The sequence below is a fragment of the Desulfovibrio aminophilus DSM 12254 genome (assembly GCF_000422565.1).
Lineage (GTDB): Bacteria > Desulfobacterota > Desulfovibrionia > Desulfovibrionales > Desulfovibrionaceae > Aminidesulfovibrio > Aminidesulfovibrio aminophilus.
Genome location: NZ_KE383876.1, coordinates 66,976 through 86,720 on the forward strand (window position 1 = coordinate 66,976; position 19,745 = coordinate 86,720).

The following is a 19,745-nucleotide window of genomic DNA, read 5'->3' on the forward strand; positions in this document are numbered from 1 at the left end:
AGCCAAGAGGCTCCTCTCTTCCCGCCTTTCCGTAAATGGGGCCGAAGGCCCCCCGCCTTCGGCGGTCTCCAGAACAGCCAAGAGACTCCCGCCTCTCCGCGTTTCCGTGCCCCAGCGGGGGGATAAAGAAAGTCTCGATTTTTTGTAGGCAATCGTCGGAAAATAGGCTAGCTGCGGAATCAGGGGGTTGGGCGCGCCCGCCTCCAGGAATCCGCATGACCCAGTCCGCCGACCGCCAGATCGCCAAAAACGCCTCGGTGGTGGCCGCCGCCACCCTGCTCTCGCGCATCCTCGGCTTCATCCGCGACGCCGTGGTGGCCGCCACGCTCGGCGCGGGCCTCGGCGCGGACGCCTTCTTCGTGGCCTTCCGCGTGCCGAACGTCCTGCGCCGCCTGTTCGCCGAAGGCTCCATGACCATGTCCTTCATCCCGGTGTTCCAGCGCCGCAAGGCCGAACTGGGCCAGGAGACGGCCTTCGTCATGGCCCGCTCGACCCTGCTCTGGCTCGTGGCCGTGGTGGGCGCGGTGGTCATCCTGGGCGAGGTCTTCGCCGGGCCCCTGACCCAGGCCATCGCTCCGGGCTTCGGGAACAATCCCGGACAGTTGGAAATGGCCACCAACCTGCTGCGGATCTGCTTCCCGTACATCCTGCTCATCTCCGGCGTGGGCCTGTGCATGGGCGTGCTGAACAGCCTGGGCCACTTCACGGCCCCGGCGCTCTCGCCCGTGGTGCTCAACGTGGCGCTCATCGCGGCCGCGCTCCTCGGCTGGCGGCTCGGCCTGGACGTGGCCCACTGCCTGGCCTGGGGCGTGCTGGCGGGCGGCGCGCTGCAATGGCTTTCGCAACTGCCCGCCCTGCGCGCCCGGGGCTTCACCTGGCGCGGCGAACGCTCCTGGCGCGACCCGGGGGTCAAGCGCATGGGACGGCTCATGCTCCCCACGGTGGTGGGCGCGGCGGTCTACCAGCTGAACATCCTGCTCGGCACGCTCCTGGCCTCGTTCCTGCCGGTGGGCAGCATCTCGTATCTCTACTACGCCGACCGGCTGGTGGAGTTCCCCCTGGGCGTGTTCGGGCTGGCCGTGTCCACGGCGGCCCTGCCGAGCCTTTCGGCCCTGGCCGCCACGGGCAAGGACCGGGAATTCGGCTCCGTGCTCTCCTCCACCATGCGCCTGACCCTGTTCATCAGCCTGCCCGCCATGGCCGGGCTCATCGCCCTGGCCGAGCCCATCGTGGGCCTGCTCTTCGGGCGCGGGCGCTTCGATCCCCAGGACGTGGCCGCCACGTCCATGGCCCTGCGGGCCTTCGCCCTGGGCCTGCCCTTCGCGGCCCTGGCCCGGCCCCTGGCCTCGGCCTTCTACGCCCGGGAAAACACGCGCACGCCGGTGCTCGTGGCGGCGGTCTGCATGGTGGTCAACGTGGGCCTGGGCGCGCTGCTCATGCGGTTTCTGGCCCACGTGGGGCTGGCCCTGGCAGTGTCCGCGTCCTCGGCCGTGAACTTCGCGGCCCTGGCCTGGATCATGCGCGGCCACGTCGGGAACCTCCTGCCCTGGCCCACCCTGGCCCGGATGCTCGGGCTCTCGGCCCTGGTCTTCCTGGGAGCCCTGGCCACGGCGGGCGCGCCCGTCTGGGTCTGGCTCGGGGGCATCCCGTTCTGGATCGCGCTCTACGTGCTCGGCGGGCGGCTGCTGGGCATGGACGAGGCCCGGCTGTTCACCGGAATGCTCCGCTCCCGGCTCCCGCGCCGCGCGGGCGGGGCGTGATGATCGTTCGCCGGATCAGGCCCGAAAACAGGCCCCATTCCGGCGGCGGAAAAAGAAAAATCAGCGATCACGCAATGTTGGGGCTCCGGCATGGATGACTGTATCCGCATGCGGCGATCCGCCTTCCCGCGCGGACTGTCGCAAAGCAAGACAGGCCATAGATTTTCGGTCGACTCCCTGCTCCTGGCCTCCTTTGCGCGAATCCGCCGCAAGGACCGCCTGGGGCTCGATCTGGGCGCCGGCTGCGGGGTGGTGGGGCTGGCCCTGCTCCTCCTGCACCCGGACCAGAATCTGCGGATCACGGGCCTGGATATCGACCCGGAAATGGCGCGCCACGCATCGATCAATGCGGAACGTCTCGGACTCCAACAGCACTTCAACATACTGAACGAAGACGTATCGTCATACAGAACGTCAAACAAAACGCCCTATGACTTCGTATCGTGCAACCCGCCCTGGCGCGATCCCGCAAGCGGGCGGCTGAGCCCCGGGCCGGACAAGGCCCGCGCCCGGGCCGAACTGGACGCCGGGCTGGACGCCTTCGCCTCGGCCGCGTCCCGGGCCCTGGGCGCGCGGGGCCGCTTCTTCCTGCTCCACACCCCGGATCGCCTGGAGGCCGTGCTGGCCTCCTGCCGGGCCCACGGCCTGGCCCCCAAGCGGCTGCGCCTCGTCCACGGCCACGCCGAGACCCCGGCCCGGGCGCTCCTCCTGGAGGCCGTGCGCGGCGGCGCGCCGGGGCTCGTCGCGGAGCCGCCGCTCCTGCTCTACCAAGGCCCGGAGCCGAACGCCCCGCACACGGAGGCGGCCCTTGCCTTTTGCCCGTTTCTGGGGTGCAATCGGGCGGCAATGAAGGAGTGACCCCATGCGACAAGCGCACCTCGCCCGGCTGGCCCCCTGCGGCCTGAACTGCGGCGCCTGCCTGGCTTTTTCCGGCGGCCCCGTGCAGGAGGCGGCCCAGTCCCTGATCCGCGCCCTGGGCCCCGACTTCGCGCCCTACGCCGAGCGCTTCACGGCCATGAACCCGGTCTTCGCCGACTACCCGGCCTTCGCCCGGCTCTTGGAGTTCCTGGGCCACGGCTCCTGCGGCGGCTGCCGCCAGTCCGGCTGCCTGTTCCAGGCCTGCGGGGTGCACGCCTGCATCCGAGACAAAGGCCTGGACTTCTGCTTCCAGTGCGACGACTTTCCCTGCGATGCCCACGGCCTGCCCCCGGCCCTGGCCGAACGCTGGCGGACCAACAACGAGCGCATGCGCGAGGAAGGCCCGGAGGCCTACTGGCTGCGCATCAAGGACACGCCGAGATACCCGTAGATGATCGCCCGCCTCGTCCTGGAAAACTTCATGGCCCACGCCCGCACCGAGCTGGAGCTGGGCCCGGGCGTCACGGCCCTCACCGGCCCCAACAACGTGGGCAAGTCCGCCGTGGTCGAGGCCCTGCGCTGTCTGGCCCAGAACCCCACACCGCGCCACGTCATCCGCCACGGGGCCAAGGAGGCCCGCGTGAGCGTCGAGTTGGACGACGGCACGCGCGTGGTCTGGATCAGGAAGAAGGCCGGCGCGGGCTACCAGCTCTGGCGGCCCGGGGCCGAGGCCCCCGAGGAGTTCTGGAAACTCGGGCGCGGCGGCGTGCCCGATGAAATTCGCGAGGCCCTGCGCCTGGAGACCGTGGTCCTGGAGAATCGCGACGACGCCATCGACGTGCATCTCGGCAACCAGCGCCGCCCCATCTTTCTGCTCGACGAACCGCCCTCGACCGCGGCCGCCTTCTTCGCCGCCTCCAGCGAGAGCGCCCACCTCCTGGCCATGCAGGACTCGCTCAAGCGCCGCGCCGCCGACGCCCGCCGGGACCAGGCCAAGGCGACCGCCCGCCTGTCGGCCATCGAGGACGCCCTGGACCGCCTCTCCGGCCTGCCGGACCTCGATCTGGCCCTGGCCGAGGCCCGCGACAAGGAAGAACTGCTGCGCCGTTCCGGCGAGGGCATCCCGGCCCTGGAGGACTGGCTCTCCCGGCGCACGGAGCTGAAGCGCGGGGCCGAGGCCGCCGCCCGCCGCGCCCGCGTCCTGGAGCCCCTGGCCGCCCCGCCCGCGCCCGCGCCCGTGGACCGTCTCGCCGCCCTCGGCCGCGACCTGCGCTCCGCCCGCGTCGCCCGCGAATCGACCCAGGCCAGGGCAACCGCCCTGGCGACCCTTTCGGAACCCGCCACCCCGGCCGCGACCGCGCGGCCCGCCGGGATTCTGGCCGAGCTGCGCGGCCTGCTCCGGCAGCGCGCGGCCGTGCTGGCCCGAACCGCCGCCCTGGCCCCCCTGGCCGAGGCCCCGGCTCCGGCCTCCACACTCCGCGTCGCGGAACTGGCCCAGGGCATCCGGGCCTTGAAGGCCAAGGAAAAAGCCCTCTCCGGCCGGTTCGCGGCTCTGGCCGGGCTGCGTGAATCCCCAACCGTCCGCAAGGCCGACGCCCTGGCCGAGATCCTGCGCCGCCTGTCCGAGTCCCGGGCCGCCCAGGACGCGGCCCGCAAGGCCTCCGAGGATTGCGCCGCGCGGCTCGAGACCCTGCGCGCCGAAATAGCCGCCCGGCTCGACGCCGTCGGCGTCTGTCCCACCTGCGGCGCGGGCCTGGAGCTGCACCGCTTCATCCGGGAGGACGCATGAGCCTGCCCCGCGTCCGGGCCTCGGGCCTGCTCTTCGCCGCCGACCCCCACGTGGCCGACACGCCCCCGGGCCAGCGCCTGCCCGGCTACCGCGAGCAGATTCTGGACAAGCTGGCTGCCTGGCTCGGCCTGGCCCGCGAGCTGGACGCCCTGCCCGTGCTCCTGGGCGACCTCTTCCACTGGCCGCGCGAGAACTCCAACGCCCTGCTGGTGGCGCTCATGCGCCTGTTCACGCCCCAGCGGCCCTTCGTCCTGGTGGGCAACCACGACAAGCACCTGGCCCGGCTCACCAGCGACGTGTCCCTCTCCGTGCTGGCCGAGGCCGGGGCCGTGCGGCTCCTGGACGAGCCCGGGCCCGCCTTCGTCCTGGAAACCCCCGGCGGCGAAGCCCTCATCGGCGCGAGTCCCGACGGCTCTCCCCTGCCCGCGCGCTTCGAGCGCGCCCCCGGCGATCCCGGAACCGTGGTCTGGCTCACGCACCACAACATCCGCTTCCCGGAGTTCGAGACCCGGGCCCACGGCATCCACGAGCTGCCGGGCATCGACCTGGTGGTCAACGGCCACATCCACCGGCCCCAGCCCGACGTGCGCGCCGGGACCACGCTCTGGGTCAACCCCGGCAACACCACCCGGCTGACCTTCACCCGCCGCTCCCAGGAGCGCCGTCCGGCCGTGTTCTTCTGGGCCCCGGGCCGCGACGGCCTGGAGCGCCGCGAGCTGCCCTTCCTGCCCTTCGAACAGGTCTTCCCGGACCAGGAGTTCCCGCCCGAGGAGCAGGAGACCGAGGGCGAATCCCGCTTCATCCAGGGCCTGGAGCGTCTGGCCTGGCGGCGCACCGGCGAGGGCACCGGGCTGAAGCAGTTCCTGCAAGCCAACCTGAACCCCGAACTCCCGGAGAGCGCGCTCGTCTGGGAGCTGTACGAGGAGGTCGTGCATGGTTCCGAAGCAGAATGAGGACCAGGCCCTGGAGGCCGAGCTGGAGGCGTTGCGCCGCCGCTACGAAGGACTCAAGGAGCAGAAGGTCCGCCTGGAGCAGGACCAGGCCCATCTGGCCCGCCGCATCGCCGAGCTGGAGGAGGCCGCCCGCGCCGAGTTCGGCACCGCCGACCCGGCCGAGCTGGAACGCCTCCTGGAAGAACGCCGGGCCGAGAACCGGCGTCTGGTGGAGGACTACCGCAAGCATCTGCAAGGCATCCAGGACGGCCTCTCGGCCATTGAGGCCCAAGCCTCGCGGGACGAACGCCGGTGAACGATCCGCAAGCCTCCCCCATGCCCGACGCGCGCGCCCTGGAGCGCCGTCTGGACCGGCTCCAGGCCCGGGCCGAATCCCTGGCCGCCGAGCACGGCCGCGTCCGCGCCGAGGAGGCCGCCCTCGCGGCCTTCCTGGACCTCGCGCCCCGCGCGGCCCGCACCCTGGAAAACCTGGCCACGGCCCTGTTCGGCGAGCTGCTGGACGAGATCGAGGCCAACCTGACCTACGCCGTGCGCGAAATCCTGGGCCAGGACCGCACCGTCACCAGCCTGCGCGAGGTCAAGAACAACCGCCTCCAGGTCACCTTCCAGATCCACGCCGGGGACCAGCCCGAGAACCTGGAGGACATCCTCCACGGCCAGGGCGGCAGCGTCTGCAACATCCTCTCCGTGGGCCTGCGGCTCATCGCCCTGTCCCAGCTCGACCCAGCCCGGCACCGGCCCTTCCTGGTCCTCGACGAACAGGACTGCTGGCTGCGGCCCGCCCTGGTGCCCCGCTTCATGAAGTGCATCGCCGAGATCGCCAAGCGTCTCAACCTCCAGGTCCTGGTCATCAGCCACCACCCCCTGGACCTGTTCGTCAACGCCTGCGACCGCGTCCTCACCCTGGTCCCCGACCGCCTCCTCGGCGCGGGCTTCGCCCGTTCGTAGAAAACCGAAGAAGCTCCCATCCCCTGTCTTTCTGAAGACCGGCTTCGCCGCCCCCTTCGGGGGTTCATGGAACAGCCAAGAGGCTTTCGCCTCTCCCGCCACCCTCCCTTTCCTCGAAAATGGGATAGGCGATCCTTATTTCCTTCGATTCAGGAATATTCGATTGGAAAATATGAGCGAGTGCCCCCTTTGACGCGCGAAAACGCCCCAAAAATGACGAGCGAGGAGGCAATCGGCACCAGCTTTTTTTTCGCGATACAGAATACCCTTGCAACGCAATGATTCCTCAAGACAGCTTTATTTTCTCAAAATTGTGACAGACATCCCCTTGCCTGCCGCAGATCTTCTGATAGGGATTTTCCCTGCCGCCGCGCTGCCATCGGGGGGAGCGCACGGCGCAACGCCACTTCCTCACCTTCTCTTCATTTCAGGGGAAACGCATGTTCCGCAAGAGTCTCGCATCCGTGTTCATCGCCTCCGTGGCCCTGGCCCTGGTTCTGACCATGGCCGCCATCATCCTCTACGTCACCGACTCCTCCTACCACATGGCCCTGAGCCTGGAAGAACAGGCCATGCGCCAGTCGGCCACCTCCGCCCGCGACTCCCTGGGCCTCTATGTGGAGAACGCCAAGGGCATGATCCAGTCCCTGGCCGGGCAACGCCTCGTGCGCGAGGCCTTCTCCGGCGACACGGCCCCGGCCCGGAAGCGCCTGGCGGAAACCCTGCGGGCCAATCCCAACGTCTGGAGCATCATCGTCTTCGACGACAAGGGACTGGTCATCGCCGGGGTCAACGCCGACGGCCAGGACCTGTCGGGCCAGAGCCGCGCCGACCGGGACTACTTCCAGGCCGTCATGTCCGGCCAGGACCTCTTTCTGGGCAAGACCATCATCACGGCCAAGAGCGGCGGCGGCCACGTCCACATCCTCACGGCCGTCAAGGCCGTGCGCGACGACTCCGGCAAGATCATCGGCGGTATCGGCATCTACCCCCGCTGGGAGACCTTCACCGGCGTGTTCGTCGACCGCGCCCGCTTCGGTGAAAACGGCTACGGCTTCATGCTCGACGCCAAGGGTCGGATCATCGCCCACGCCGTGGACAAGTCGCTCATGCTCAAGGACCTCTCCGATCAGACCTTCGTCAAAAAGGCCTTGGCGACCAAGAACGGCGCTTTCTTCTATGATTGGAAGGGCGAGTCCAAATACCTGGCCGTGGAGACCGACCCGGCCACCGGCTGGGCCATCTGCATGAGCGCCTATGTCTCCGAACTCACCGAGACCGCCGCGACCCAACGCAACATGCTCATCGGCATCGGCGCGGCCGCCGCCCTCACGCTCACCGGCATCATCTTCCTCATCATGAACCGCCTCGTGGTCCGGCCCATCCAGGCCATCGAGACCTTCACCGCGGCCATCGCCAAGGACGACTTCACGGCCGTCCTGCCCACGGGGTTCCGCTTCGAGTTCGCCCACTTGGCCGAGAACATCCGCACCATGGTGGCGGAACTCAAGAACAAGCTCGGCTTCGCCCGGGGCGTCCTGGCGGGCTTCGTCCTGCCCTGCGCCGTCTTCGACCGCGACAACCGCCTGACCTTCACCAACGGGCACATGCTCAAGGCCCTGGACAAGAACGGCAAGCCCGCCGACTACTTCGGCCAGACCTCGGGCGAGTTCGCCCACGGCGATACGGCGCGCGACACCATCTCGGCCAGGGCCTTGCGCGAGAAACGCAGCCTCCAGGCCGAGATCGACCACACCAGCGCCAAGGGGGCCACGAAGATCTTCGACGTGACGAGCACGCCCATCAACGACCTGGACGGCGACCTCATCGGCGTGCTGGCCGTCTGGTTCGAACTGACCGATATCCGCGCCCAGCAGAAGAAGATCGCCGAGCAGAACGAAAAGATCGCCAAGGCCGCGGCGGAGGCCAACACGATCTCGGACCAGGTGGCCTCGGCCTCCGAGGAACTCTCGGCCCAGATCGAACAGTCCAGCCGGGGTTCCGAGGAGCAGCGCTCGCGCACCGGCGAGGCCGCCACGGCCATGGAGGAGATGAACGCCACGGTCATGGAGGTGGCCAAAAGCGCCTCCCAGGCCGCCGGACTGGCCGACACCGCCCGCAACAAGGCCCAGGAGGGCGAACGGCTGGTGGGCGAGGTGGTGACCACCATCACCCGGATCAATGAACAGACCGAAACCCTCAAGGCCGACATGACCGAACTCGGCAAGCAGGCCGAGGGCATCGGCCAGATCATGAACGTCATCGCCGACATCGCGGACCAGACCAACCTCCTGGCCCTGAACGCCGCCATCGAGGCCGCCCGCGCGGGCGAGGCCGGACGCGGCTTCGCCGTCGTGGCCGACGAGGTCCGCAAGCTGGCCGAAAAGACCATGACCGCCACCAGCGAGGTCGGGGCCTACATCAAGGCCGTGCAGGACAGCGCGCGCAAGAACATCCAGGGCACCGAGGCCACGGTCCTGGCCGTCACCGCCGGCACCCAGACCGCCGAGAAGTCCGGCGAGGCCCTGCGCGAGATCGTGGAGATGGTCGAGAAGACCGCCGACCAGGTGCGCTCCATCGCCACGGCCAGCGAACAACAGTCCGCGGCCAGCGAACAGATCAGCCGCTCCACCGAGGAGATCAACCGCATCGCCTCGGAAACCGCCGAGGCCATGACCCAGTCCGCCCAGGCCGTCTCCGACCTGTCCCGGCTGGCCCAGACCCTCAAGACCACCATCGACGACATGCGCCAATAGGCCCCTTCGGGGCGTTCCAGAAAGACGGAAAGGCGGGAGACAGATTCCCGCCTTTCTCTTTTTTCCGCCTTTCCCGCCTTCGGCGGTTCATGGGACGGCCAAGAGGCTTTCAGCTCTCCGCCTTTCTGGAAACCGGCGCCGCCTTCGGCGGTTCATGGAAAACCAAAGAGGCTCTCGCCTCTCAGCTTTTCTGAAACGGGGCGGAGCCCCCCAGCAGTTCCGTCAGGGCCGCCAGGGTCTCGGCGGCCGGGCCCTGGAGAAAGATGTCCGTGACCGCGTCCGTGAAGTGCGAGGGCCGGACGTTGATCTCCACGATGGTCGCGCCGTGGCGGCGGGCTTCCTGGGGGATGTAGGCCGCCGGGTAGACCTCGCCCGTGCTGCCCACCACGAGGCAGCACTTGCTGAACCGCGCCAGGGAGAGCGAGGCCTCCTGAACCTCGGCGGGAATGGCCTCGCCGAAGAAGATGAAGTCCGGCTTGAGCAGCCCGCCGCAGGCCGGGCAGCGCGGCGGCAGATCCTCCAGGCTCACCGCGCCCAGGGTCGGGGTCCGGCCGCACTCCAGGCAGCGCAGCCGCCGCATGTTGCCGTGGAACTCGTAGACCACGCGGCTCCCGGCGGCCTGGTGCAGGCCGTCGATGTTCTGGGTCACGATCCCGGACAGCCGCCCGGCGCGCTCCAGCCGCGAGAGGGCCTCGTGGCCCGCGTTGGGCCGGGCGCGGCCCAGGGTGTCGAAGAAGATTTCCTTGATGACCCGCCAGGACTCCAGCGGACGGGCGCGGAACGCGCCGATCTCGAACAGGGCGGGGTCGATCGTGGTCCACAGCCCGCCCGGGCCCCGGAACGGCGGGATGCCGCTCTGCACGGACATGCCCGCGCCGGTGAAGGCCATGGGGTGGCTGCCGCGCAGAGCCTCGGCGGCTTCGAGAAGGCGATGGCGCTCGGGCAGGGACATGCTTCCTCCCCCGGGCCGTGCGTCGCGGCCCCTGGCCCCGGGCATAGCACCCCCGGACCCGGGCCCGCAACAGGCCTCAGCGCAGGGCCGAGCGGGTCCAGGTCACGATGTCCCCGGCGCGCATGGCCCCGGACTGCCGGGCCAGCTCCCGGCCGTCGCGGAAGAGAATCAGCGTGGGGATGGACTGCACGCCGTAACGCGCGCCCAGGGCCTGCTGCTCCTCGGTGTTCACCTTGCCGAGGCGCACCGTGGGCCCAAGCAGACCGGCGGCCTGCTCGAAGGCCGGCCCCATCACCCGGCAGGGCCCGCACCAGGGGGCCCAGAAATCCACCAGCAGGGGCAGGGAGTCGCGGAGCAGCAGACGCTCCAGGCCGGTGGCGTCCAGATGCAGGGGGGCGTGGCCCCCGGCCAGGGGCAGGCCGCACTTGCCGCACACGGCCCGCTCCAAACGTTGCGGGTCGGCGCGGTTCACGGCCCAGCAGGAGGGACAAATGATATTCTTCATGATTTTTTTTATAATCATCCCGCGCCACTCGACAAGGAGAATCCGGCATGTTTCGGGAATGCAGCAACCGCGAAACCCGCGCGGCGATCGCCGAAATGATATACCAGGCTGAATTATAAGACATGTCATTCATTCCAGCGTGGACACGAATCCCGCCCCCGCGCTAAACTGTCCCTGAATCTTCACCTTCATGAAGGGGGATCACATGCTGAACAACCTGAAGATGCGCTGGAAGATACTCCTTCCGGTCTGCCTCGCGGTGATCGCGGTCTTCGCCGCGACCATCTTCTTCATCCACCAGAAGCTGCGGGAGACCTCCGAGGCGGACATCGCCCTCCTGGGCCAGGAAATGAGCCTGCGCCACGGCAACGCCGTGGGCCGCGAACTGGATTCCGTCATGAGCCTGGCCGAGGGTCTGGCCCAGATGTTCGCCGGGGCCAAGACCTCCGGCGGCGTGGACCGCGCGGCCCTGGAGGCCATGCTCAAACCCGTGCTGGAAGACTCGCCCGACCTCTTCGGCGTCTGGACCACCTGGGAGCCCGACGCCTTCGACGGCAAGGACGCCGAGTACGCGGGCAAGGACGCCTTCCACGACGCCACCGGGCGGCTCATCCCCTACTGGTACCGCGAAGGCGCCAAGATCACCGGCGGCGTGACCACCACCTACGAAGGCCCCTCCCCGGGCTCGGACTGGTACCAGAAGCCCCTGCGCGGCAAGAAGCCCTACGTCACCCCGCCCACCAGCTACGACGTGGGCGGCAAGTCCATCATGCTCGTGAGCTTCGGCGTGCCGGTCATGATGAACGGCAAGTCCCTCGGCGTGGCGGGCGTGGACCTCTCCCTGGAAAAAATGGCCGACATGGCCTCGGCCATCAAGATCTTCGAAACCGGCTACGGCTACCTCCTGGCCGCCGACGGCATGATCGTGGCCCATCCCAAACGCGAACTCATCGGCAAGCCCGCCGAGGCCGCCGTGGGCAAGACCAGCGCGGCCCAGGCGCTGGAGGCCGTGAAGGCCGGACGTCCCTACAGCTTCCGCCAGGAGACCCCGGCCGGAGTCATGCTGCACGTGCTCACGCCCATCCGCATCGGCGACACGGACACCACCTGGAGCTTCGGCGTGACCATCCCCGAGGCCCGCGTCATGGAGAACGCCGACGCCCTGACCCGCCTGCTCCTGATCCTCGGCGTGGGCGGCGTGCTCTTCGTGATCCTGGCCGTGTTCCTCATTTCCCGCGCCATCGTGAACCCGGTCAACACCCTCGTGGCCGGGGCCGAGGCCGTGGCCAAGGGCGACCTGGACCGCGACATCGGCGTGCGCCAGAAGGACGAGATCGGCATCCTGGCCGACGCCTTCCGCAAGATGGTCGCCGGACTCAAGGACATGATCGAGACGGCCAACACCAAGACCCGCGAGGCCGAGGAGATGACCCGCAAGGCCCGCGTCGCGGCCGACGAGGCCGAGGCCGCCCGCCGCCAGGCCGAGCAGGCCAAGCGCGAGGGCATGTTGGACGCGGCCCGGCGCATCGAAACCATCGTGGAGCGCGTGACCTCGGCCTCCGAGGAACTGGCCGCCCAGATCGAGGAATCCAGCCGGGGCACCGAGAACCAGCGCGAACGCACCTCCGAGTCCGCCACGGCCATGGAGCAGATGAACGCCTCGGTCATGGAGGTGGCCCGCAACGCCTCCGAGGCCGCCGGAGACGCGGACAGCGCCCGCGAGGAGGCCCAGCGCGGCGCGGACGTGGTGAACAACGTCATCGCGGCCATCAACGAGGTCCACACCCAGAGCGAACGCATGCGCGTGAGCCTCGGCGACCTCGGCCAACAGGCCGAGGGCATCGGCCGGATCATGAACGTCATCACCGACATCGCGGACCAGACCAACCTCCTGGCCCTGAACGCGGCCATCGAGGCCGCCCGCGCGGGCGACGCCGGACGCGGCTTCGCGGTCGTGGCCGACGAGGTCCGCAAGCTGGCCGAGAAGACCATGACCGCCACCAAGGAAGTGGGCGAGGCGGTATCCGGCATCCAGACCGGCACCCATCAGAACATCAAGAGCATGGAAGCCTCCGGCGAGGCCGTGGGCAAGAGCACCGAGCTGGCCGGAGAGGCGGGCAAGGCCCTGACCAACATCGTGGGCCGCGTCGAGTCCACCGCCGACAAGGTCCGGGCCATCGCCACCGCCTCCGAGGAGCAGTCTGCGGCCAGCGAACAGATCAGCCGGGGCACCGAGGAGGTCAACCGCATCGCGGCCGAGACCGCCCAGGCCATGAACCAGTCCGCCCAGGCAGTGGCCGAACTGGCCTCCATGGCCCAGGAACTCCAGCGCCTCGTGGACCAGATGAAAAACGCCTAGCCGGCTGCGCCGGTCTTCAGAAGACACAAGTCGGGGGCCTTCGACCCGCGATGGAAAACCAAAAAGGCGGGAGAGCATCTCCCGCCTTTCTTTTTGTGTTTTCACAGGCCCTTCGCGGCGCGGGATTGCACGGGACGAGCGCGCCGCCGCCTTCGGCTGTTTCCAGAAAGGCGAAAATCCGCCCGGCCGGGCTTTCGGGGCTGTGTCCCTACTTCGTCCCGCCTTGGCCGAGCCTGCCGAGGTCGATGCGCACGGCTTCGCCGTCGCGGCGCACGGTGAGGACCAGGGGCGCGTCGTCCTTGTGGGCGCGCTGCCCGGCCTTGTGCAGGTCCATGAGGCTGCGCATCCGCTTGCCCTGGAAGGCCTCCAGCACGTCGCCGGGCCGCAGTCCGGCCGTGTCGGCCCGGGAGCCGCGCCGGACCTCGCTGACGGTGACGCCGCCCTGGCCTTCCACCAGGGTCATGCCCATGCGGCTGGTGTAGATGTTCGGGCAGTAGAAGAAGGCGTCGGCCACGCCGGGCTCGAAGTTCTCCACGCCGCGCCAGGGGGTCAGGCTGACCACGGCCGCGCCCCGGTCCAGGACGTTCAGGCGCTGGGCGATGCCCCAGCCGAAGTCCACGTGTCCCGCGCCCGCGATGATGAGCACGGGCCGCCTGTACTCGCGGCGCATCCACACGGCCCGGGCGGCCATCTGGGTGTCCCACAGGCTCTGGACCAGGAAGAAGCGGTCCACCTGCTCGGGGTCCTTGGCGTCCTTGCCTTCGTGGCCGAGCATGACCTCCTTGAGAAAGGCCTCCTGCTCGGCGGGCTGGCGGATGATGTAGGCCGGGATCATGCCCTGCTCCTCGTCGGTGAGCGAGTCCAGGCCCTCGCGGGCGACCTTGCGCACGATCTCGGGCGGGGCGTTCAGGGCGGCCACGGGCAGATGCTTGTCCTTGGCCAGGTGGAACAGGGGCTCGAAGAGCTCGAAGGGATAGCCCCAGCGCTCGTCCCAGTCCAGGCGGCCGGACAGGTCGTCCACGCCGAGTCGGCCCTGGTTGAAGGCGTCCAGCACGCCCTGGCGGTCGGCGGCGACCATTTCCAGGCCGATGGCCGGGGGACGCGGCCCCTGGGCCAGGGCCCAGGCGATCTGCTGCTGCACGGTGTGGTCGCAGGGGTTCTTGTGGCCTTCGCCGATGAGCACGTAGTCCGCGTCGGCGGCCAGGGCCATGACCTGGCCAAGGCTCAGGCGGGAGCCGTCCCGGGCGATGAATTCGCCGTCCGTGGGCACGAAGGTGACGCCCAGGGGCTTGTGGGTCTGTTTCGCGGCGCAGCCCGCCAGCAGCGCGAGACAGAAGAGGAAGCCGAGCAGGACGGGGACGCGGGACGATGAGCGGTTCATGATGTTCTCCAGTAGCGGCGTTTCGCCTCCGGCCGCGGATCGGGATCTCGTCCCCGGCCGTGAGGAACATCATAATGCCGAAACCCCTTCCCGCCTAGCCCCCTTCGTTGCGGCCTTCGGCCCGGCTTTGCCGCCGACTTCGTCGGTTTTCAGAAAGACAGGGGACGAGAGCCTCCTGGCCTTTCCATGAACCCCCGAAGGGGGGGCCTTCGGCCCCATTCACGGAAAGGCGCTGTTCCTCTTCGGTTTTCTATAAACCGCCGAAGGCGGCTATGAACCCCCGAAGGGGGCGGAGAGGCCCTGGAAGAAGTGGCGGGCGTTGGAGCCCAGGGAGCGGGTGCGGTAGCCGCCCTCCTGGACGACCACGGTGGGCAGGTCCAGCTCCGCGACCATGCGGCCGTTGGCCAGGAAGTCGCGGGCGCTGAGGGTCCAGGTGCCGGTGGGATCGCCCTTGGCCGGGTCCAGGCCCAGGGCCAGCACGAGAAAGACCGGGTTGAAGGCCCGCACCACGTCCAGGGCGCGGCGGAGCACGTTGCGGTACATGCGGCCGTCCACGCGCTCGCCCAGGGGGAAGTTGCGGTTGAACCCCAGGCCCAGGCCCTCGCCGCGCTCCTCGCGGAAGCCGCTGAAGTAGGGATAGGCGAAGCTCGGGTGGCCGTGGATGCTCACGGTGAGCACGTCGGCGCGGGAATAGAAGATGTGCTGGGTGCCGTTGCCGTGGTGGTAGTCCAGGTCGAGCACGGCCACCCTGCCCAGGCGCGAGAGGTGCTGGGCGGCCAGGGCGGAGTTGTTCAGGTAGCAGAAGCCGCCGAAGCTGCGGCGCTCGGCGTGGTGCCCGGGCGGCCGGACCAAGGCGTAGGCCAGGCGTCGGCCGTCGGCCACGGCGGCCGCGGCGGTGAGGGCGCAGTCGGCGGCGCGGCGCGCGGCGCGCCAGGCGTTGGGGTTCAGGGGCGTGAAGGTGTCGATGCAGTAGTAGCCCGCGCGCACGGGGAGGTCGCGGGGCGGCCGGGCCTGGTTGCGGATGGGGAAGACGTAGGGATAGACCGAGCGGCCCGCCGGGATGCGCAGACAGACGCGCTTGAGATAGTCCACGTAGTCCGCGTCGTGGACCTCCTTGATCCGGGCGTCCGGGAAGCGGCGCGCTGGAATCTCCTCGAACAGGCCGGAGCGCCGCAGGGGTTCCAGGATGCGGCTCACGCGCACCGGGGCCTCCACGTAGCCGCGTTCGCGCACGTGGTGGATCTCGTGGCGGTCGTTGACCACCAGGGCGATGCGCAAGTCCGGGGGCACGGCCGGACCGGGAGCCGGGGCGGGCGCGGGCGCGGCGTAGCGCGGCGGCCGAAGGGCCACGGGCCCGTCGCGGAAGGAGCGGACCACCAGGTCCACGTATTCCGGCGGGCAGACGTCCCGGTACTTGCGCTCCAGGATCGCGCGCACGATGCGCCGGGCCGCGCGGCCGGACAGGGGCCGTTCCCGCCCCAGGGCGTCGAGCACGAGGTAGGGCGGGCAGTCGCCGCCGGGCTTGAGCGGCGTCTCGTAGGCCGTGCCCGCGACGGGCCGGGCCCCGTAGCGCTCATAGAAGCGCAGCCGGGCGCGGTTCTGGGCCAGGGCGCCCGGGTCGGCGCAGAGCGCGGGGTCGTCGGGCAGGCACTCGAAGAACAGGCCCCAGGACTTGAGCGCCCGGGCCTCCTGGCGCATCCGCTCGTAGAGCGCCCCGCCCAGGCCCCGGCTGGTCATGGCCTTGGGCACGGAGATGAAGTCCAGGTAGCAGAAGCGCAGGTCCGGGAAGTGCATCAGCAGGGCGAAGCCCTGGACCTTGCCGCGCACGTCGGCCACGAAGAGCACGGTGCGGAAGCCGTGGCCCACGGGGTCGCGCAGCAGGCCGGGCAGCTCCTCGATCTCCTCCCGGCTCAGGAGCTGGAACTGTTCGCGGAGGATGGACTGGGCCGTGGCGATGGCCTCGCGGTCCTGGGGCAGCGTGTCGTCGTGGATGCGGCGGATGCGGAACATGCTTGCAGCATAGGCGAAAATCGCCGCCGCACAACCCCCTTCGGGGGTTCATGGAAAGACGAGAGACGGGAGCCGCCTTCGGCGGTTCTGGAAACAACCGAAGGCGGCTCCGCGAAAATGGGGGACGTCCACTCGCATGTTTTCACGACAAGGCAAGGGGCGGTTCACTCCCGATTCAGAGTTGGAGAGTCGCGGCGCATGTCGTGTCCATACTCCGGGCCGGACCTGACTTGCCCCTGCCTGGCTCGTGAAAACACATCTCGCGTCCGCCTTTCGGGGGCCTTCGGCCCCTGTTGCGGAAAGACGAAAGCCTCCTGGCCGTTCCATGAACCGCCGAAGGCGGCGACGAAGCCGGGGGGCGGGGCAGGAAGACGAAAAGGCGGAAGAGGTCGCCCTCTCCCGCCTTTTGCTTTCTGGAGTCCCCCGCAGGGGGCTTTCCATAACCCGGCGAAGCCGGCTAGTCCCAGGTGCGCTTGTCCTCGATCGGTCGAATTTGAGGCGGAAGCGTGCCCGGGGCCAGGATCTTCAGCTCGGGGCGCAATTTGATCTTCTCGCGGAAGAGATGCAGCATCTCGTCCTCGCGCTTGAAGTTTCCGGCCTCGATGGAAAGGACCATCTCGTCGATGCCGCCGGGGTTGGTGACCTCGATCTGCCAGCGCTTGACCTCCTCGAAACGGGCCATGACCTGCTCCACCTGGTGGGGGTAGACGAACATGCCCTTGATGCGGGCGGTGGTGTCCACGCGGCCCACGATGGAGCCCAGGCGCGGGCTGGAGCGGCCGCACTGGCAGGGCGCGGAGTCGATGTAGCCCAGGTCGCCGGTGGCCAGGCGGATGAGCGGATAGGTCTTGTTGAAGGCGGTCACGACGATCTCGCCGACTTCGCCTTCCTTGAGCGGAATGCCGGTGTCGGGGTGGCAGATCTCCACGAAGGCGCGGTTGGAGAGGTGCAGGCCGTTCTTGTGGAAGCATTCGTAGCCGATGCAGCCCACGTCGGCGGTGCCGTAGCCCTGGCGCATGATGCAGTCGAACTTCTTCTCCAGGAGGGTGCGCATCTTCTCGGAGAACTTCTCGCCGGTGACGAAGCAGACTTCCAGGAAGAGATCCTTGCGCAGGGACAGGCCCATCTCCTCGGCCTTCTGGGCCAGGTGCATGAGATAGGAGGGCGTGCCCACGTAGCCGGTCACGCGCAGCTTCTGCATGATCTCCAGCTGGTTGGTGGTGTTGCCGGGACCGGCGGGCACCACGGCGCAGGCCAGGTTCTTGAGCGGCTCCTCGAACATGAGGCCCGCCGGGGCCAGATGGTAGTTGAAGGTCAGCTGCACGAGGTCGCCGGAGCGGAAGCCGCAGGCGTAGAAGCCCTCGGTCCAGCCCCAGTAGTCTTCATGGCGGTCTTCGGGATCGAAGATCGGGCCGGGGGAGAGGAACACGCGGCGCAGCTCGCCGAGGTCCTTGGTCAGCAGGCCGCCCAGGCGCGGGCCCATGCTCTGAAGGAAGATGAGTTCCTTCTTCTTGATGATCGGGATGTGCTTGAGGTCGGAGAGGGTCTTGAACTTGTCCACGTTGAACTGGGCGCGGTCGAAGCGCTTCTTCACGTCCTCGGAGTAGCGGTAGGCGTAGGAGAGCAGCTCCTTGAGCTGGAGCTGGTAATATTGCCTGCGCTCCGAGTCGTCGAGCACCTCGCGGCGGCTGTAGATGCCTTCGGTGCGGTCTTTCCGGGTCATGGTCGTCTCCTTGTGAACGATACATTCGGGATCGGAGCGGGTATTTTAGCACGCCGGAAAAATATTGCAAGAAAAATAAAAAAAATGGTGATATACCGGCATATTGCAAGCCGATTCCAAAAAATCGCCCAGCCCGGGGAAATGAGTTCTTGACAGGGAAGCGCCGCCTCGGGTATCCAAGGTTTCCTTTTTGAGCGGGCCGTTAACTCAGACGGTAGAGTATCTGCCTTTTAAGCAGAGAGTCACTGGTTCGATCCCAGTACGGCCCACCAGAAAGTCGCGTGTCCCCATCGTCTAGTGGCCTAGGACGTCGGCCTCTCACGCCGATAACACCGGTTCAAATCCGGTTGGGGACGCCACCAGAAACCAACGAGCCCCCGGAACGATCCGGGGGCTTTTTCGTTGGCGCTCGGGACGCTCCCCGACGCTCCTTCGGACCAAGCTTATTATTGGTGAAGAGGCTTCGCTAAAACAAAATAATCTTTCCCCCAACGAAATCAGCGACCATTATAAAAACTGCATTTCATAAACAGCAAACAATATAACCAGCGTTAAAGCCCAAACAACTGATATACTAACAAGCGAATTTCATCATTACATGCGTTATACTTATCGACTATTTCTATTATTCTATCAACTTGCAGTTTAGACCTATGTGGCAACGCACTAACCTCAGCTAATTCAGTATCCGACAAATAATCTGCTAAATATTTATATGGATCAATTTTACTAGGTATAAATTGTTGAACAAAAAGCATCTGCCAAAAACAACGTATAGAATTCGTTCTATGTGCAGCAATGCAACGTTTATAATCCGCTAGCTCTCCATGTGTATTATTAATATTGCCTTTTAGCCAGGAATATAAACTATTTATGCTTTGCACATAAGAATCAAACAAGAGTTTGACATCAATATATTCTCCGCAAGACTTAATGTAATCTTTTGCCAACGAGTTGAATTCTCCTTCATAAAGCAATTCCTTCGTTGAAAATCTAAAAGAGGTTGCTTTTTCTCCTTCACGATATGATATACACCATTCAGCTTCTTTTATGCATCCATGATTTAAGTTATTGCGTAATTCTTTTATAAATATATGCTCTTTATTATTTATAAATCTTGATTCAATTTTTTCACGATAACCTTTGACAAACATTTTTGATTCAAATTTTTGCGAAGCAGCAATAAGCGCTAATGCAGAAGATGAAATGCAAAATATCTCTTTCATCACATTTGACTGAATATCTAATATTTTATTCTTATTTTCCCGGTGCGAAAATTTTTTTTCGCAAGAAAACGAATTAAATTCATTTATTGCATTACACAGATCGCGCCATGAACGATTAAAAATATCAAGCGCAATAAATATACTTTTTATTGCCTCATCTAAAATGTGCCCAGGATGACTTCGTAAAACATCTTCAATTTCTGTTGGACCAAGCCACTCAATCCTCTTTAAAATTTCATCACTTACTGGCGGCTTCTGTACAGCAAGCTGAAGCTCTTTAATTATTTTCTTTCTCCTATCCTTATCTATTCTTATAAAATATTTAAATTTTTCAAATTGTTCTGCACTTGGCTTCTTGTTTCCCATACAAATCCTCTGTCCATTGCAGCGGAATATTTGATATCTGCATTCTGCAATTCGCAGCTAAACCTTTTCCCCTGTCTTCCGTTCAAATCCCCGCACCACTTGTTGGCAACAAGCTAGAAATCACAGTTGTTCCAGCCCAAGTCCCATAACAATCATCAA

At 66.4% G+C, this 19,745-nt stretch carries 15 protein-coding genes and 2 tRNA genes; 11 read left to right on the plus strand and 6 right to left on the minus strand.

Features of this window, described 5'->3' with window-relative positions; all coding sequences use genetic code 11:
• Positions 1-215 precede the first annotated feature (215 nt).
• The 8 genes from murJ to H587_RS0114815 all read left to right on the plus strand — a co-directional run bounded on the left by murJ (position 216) and on the right by H587_RS0114815 (position 9,064).
• Positions 216-1,760, plus strand: a complete 1,545-nt coding sequence (murJ, locus tag H587_RS0114780; protein ID WP_027176893.1) for a murein biosynthesis integral membrane protein MurJ — start codon at positions 216-218, stop codon at positions 1,758-1,760.
• A gap of 90 nt (positions 1,761-1,850) precedes the next feature.
• Complete coding sequence (locus H587_RS21305; RefSeq protein ID WP_027176894.1) at positions 1,851-2,618, plus strand: tRNA1(Val) (adenine(37)-N6)-methyltransferase; 768 nt, start codon at positions 1,851-1,853, stop codon at positions 2,616-2,618.
• A gap of 4 nt (positions 2,619-2,622) precedes the next feature.
• Complete coding sequence (locus H587_RS0114790) at positions 2,623-3,069, plus strand: DUF3795 domain-containing protein (protein WP_027176895.1); 447 nt, start codon at positions 2,623-2,625, stop codon at positions 3,067-3,069.
• Positions 3,070-4,407, plus strand: coding sequence for an AAA family ATPase (locus H587_RS21310; RefSeq protein ID WP_034609585.1), 1,338 nt, complete (start codon positions 3,070-3,072; stop codon positions 4,405-4,407).
• A complete protein-coding gene (locus H587_RS0114800) occupies positions 4,404-5,360 on the plus strand; it encodes a metallophosphoesterase family protein (protein WP_027176896.1) in 957 nt (318 codons plus the stop codon). The genes H587_RS21310 and H587_RS0114800 overlap by 4 nt, the downstream gene beginning before the upstream one ends.
• On the plus strand, positions 5,341-5,655 hold the full coding sequence (locus tag H587_RS0114805) for a hypothetical protein (RefSeq protein ID WP_027176897.1): 315 nt from the start codon (positions 5,341-5,343) through the stop codon (positions 5,653-5,655). Before H587_RS0114800 ends, H587_RS0114805 begins: the two co-directional genes overlap by 20 nt.
• A 20-nt stretch (positions 5,656-5,675) precedes the next feature.
• Entirely contained in the window at positions 5,676-6,308 is a 633-nt protein-coding gene (locus H587_RS0114810) for a P-loop NTPase family protein (RefSeq protein ID WP_027176898.1), read from the plus strand.
• A gap of 440 nt (positions 6,309-6,748) precedes the next feature.
• A complete protein-coding gene (locus H587_RS0114815; RefSeq protein WP_027176899.1) occupies positions 6,749-9,064 on the plus strand; it encodes a methyl-accepting chemotaxis protein in 2,316 nt (771 codons plus the stop codon).
• Between the two features lie 181 nt (positions 9,065-9,245).
• Here the strand turns inward: H587_RS0114815 and H587_RS0114820 are convergent, their stop codons facing one another.
• Both H587_RS0114820 and H587_RS0114825 read right to left on the minus strand, forming a co-directional pair.
• Positions 9,246-10,016 (minus strand): SIR2 family NAD-dependent protein deacylase, encoded by a 771-nt coding sequence (locus H587_RS0114820; RefSeq protein ID WP_027176900.1) that lies wholly within the window; start codon positions 10,014-10,016, stop codon positions 9,246-9,248.
• Between the two features lie 76 nt (positions 10,017-10,092).
• Positions 10,093-10,521 (minus strand): thioredoxin family protein, encoded by a 429-nt coding sequence (locus tag H587_RS0114825; protein ID WP_027176901.1) that lies wholly within the window; start codon positions 10,519-10,521, stop codon positions 10,093-10,095.
• Positions 10,522-10,726: 205 nt separating this feature from the next.
• On the opposite strand from H587_RS0114825, the gene H587_RS0114830 reads away from it, so the two are divergent.
• Positions 10,727-12,880 (plus strand): methyl-accepting chemotaxis protein, encoded by a 2,154-nt coding sequence (locus H587_RS0114830; protein WP_027176902.1) that lies wholly within the window; start codon positions 10,727-10,729, stop codon positions 12,878-12,880.
• Between the two features lie 208 nt (positions 12,881-13,088).
• Here H587_RS0114830 and H587_RS19040 read toward each other — a convergent pair whose 3' ends face one another.
• The 3 genes from H587_RS19040 to H587_RS0114845 form a co-directional block, all read right to left on the minus strand.
• Positions 13,089-14,261 carry a ChaN family lipoprotein gene (locus tag H587_RS19040; protein WP_034609588.1) on the minus strand — a complete coding sequence of 391 codons (1,173 nt, stop codon included), beginning with the start codon at positions 14,259-14,261 and terminating at the stop codon, positions 13,089-13,091.
• A gap of 270 nt (positions 14,262-14,531) precedes the next feature.
• Positions 14,532-16,271, minus strand: a complete 1,740-nt coding sequence (locus H587_RS0114840; RefSeq protein WP_027176903.1) for a histone deacetylase — start codon at positions 16,269-16,271, stop codon at positions 14,532-14,534.
• A 457-nt stretch (positions 16,272-16,728) separates the two neighbouring features.
• Positions 16,729-17,994 (minus strand): phenylacetate--CoA ligase family protein, encoded by a 1,266-nt coding sequence (locus tag H587_RS0114845; RefSeq protein WP_027176904.1) that lies wholly within the window; start codon positions 17,992-17,994, stop codon positions 16,729-16,731.
• A gap of 196 nt (positions 17,995-18,190) precedes the next feature.
• On the opposite strand from H587_RS0114845, the gene H587_RS0114850 reads away from it, so the two are divergent.
• Positions 18,191-18,266: transfer RNA gene (locus H587_RS0114850), tRNA-Lys, on the plus strand.
• Between the two features lie 11 nt (positions 18,267-18,277).
• Positions 18,278-18,353 (plus strand) — tRNA-Glu (locus tag H587_RS0114855).
• A gap of 192 nt (positions 18,354-18,545) precedes the next feature.
• Here H587_RS0114855 and H587_RS20700 read toward each other — a convergent pair.
• A complete protein-coding gene (locus H587_RS20700; protein ID WP_156904584.1) occupies positions 18,546-19,586 on the minus strand; it encodes a hypothetical protein in 1,041 nt (346 codons plus the stop codon).
• Between the last annotated feature and the right edge of the window lie 159 nt (positions 19,587-19,745).

Coding starts and splice junctions, on each gene's coding strand:
- murJ (WP_027176893.1), top strand. CDS start 216: ATGACCCAGTCCGCCGACCGCCAGATCGCCAAAAACGCCTCGGTGGTG.
- H587_RS21305 (WP_027176894.1), top strand. CDS start 1,851: ATGGATGACTGTATCCGCATGCGGCGATCCGCCTTCCCGCGCGGACTG.
- H587_RS0114790 (WP_027176895.1), top strand. CDS start 2,623: ATGCGACAAGCGCACCTCGCCCGGCTGGCCCCCTGCGGCCTGAACTGC.
- H587_RS21310 (WP_034609585.1), top strand. CDS start 3,070: ATGATCGCCCGCCTCGTCCTGGAAAACTTCATGGCCCACGCCCGCACC.
- H587_RS0114800 (WP_027176896.1), top strand. CDS start 4,404: ATGAGCCTGCCCCGCGTCCGGGCCTCGGGCCTGCTCTTCGCCGCCGAC.
- H587_RS0114805 (WP_027176897.1), top strand. CDS start 5,341: ATGGTTCCGAAGCAGAATGAGGACCAGGCCCTGGAGGCCGAGCTGGAG.
- H587_RS0114810 (WP_027176898.1), top strand. CDS start 5,676: ATGCCCGACGCGCGCGCCCTGGAGCGCCGTCTGGACCGGCTCCAGGCC.
- H587_RS0114815 (WP_027176899.1), top strand. CDS start 6,749: ATGTTCCGCAAGAGTCTCGCATCCGTGTTCATCGCCTCCGTGGCCCTG.
- H587_RS0114820 (WP_027176900.1), bottom strand. CDS start 10,016: ATGTCCCTGCCCGAGCGCCATCGCCTTCTCGAAGCCGCCGAGGCTCTG.
- H587_RS0114825 (WP_027176901.1), bottom strand. CDS start 10,521: ATGAAGAATATCATTTGTCCCTCCTGCTGGGCCGTGAACCGCGCCGAC.
- H587_RS0114830 (WP_027176902.1), top strand. CDS start 10,727: ATGCTGAACAACCTGAAGATGCGCTGGAAGATACTCCTTCCGGTCTGC.
- H587_RS19040 (WP_034609588.1), bottom strand. CDS start 14,261: ATGAACCGCTCATCGTCCCGCGTCCCCGTCCTGCTCGGCTTCCTCTTC.
- H587_RS0114840 (WP_027176903.1), bottom strand. CDS start 16,271: ATGTTCCGCATCCGCCGCATCCACGACGACACGCTGCCCCAGGACCGC.
- H587_RS0114845 (WP_027176904.1), bottom strand. CDS start 17,994: ATGACCCGGAAAGACCGCACCGAAGGCATCTACAGCCGCCGCGAGGTG.
- H587_RS20700 (WP_156904584.1), bottom strand. CDS start 19,586: ATGGGAAACAAGAAGCCAAGTGCAGAACAATTTGAAAAATTTAAATAT.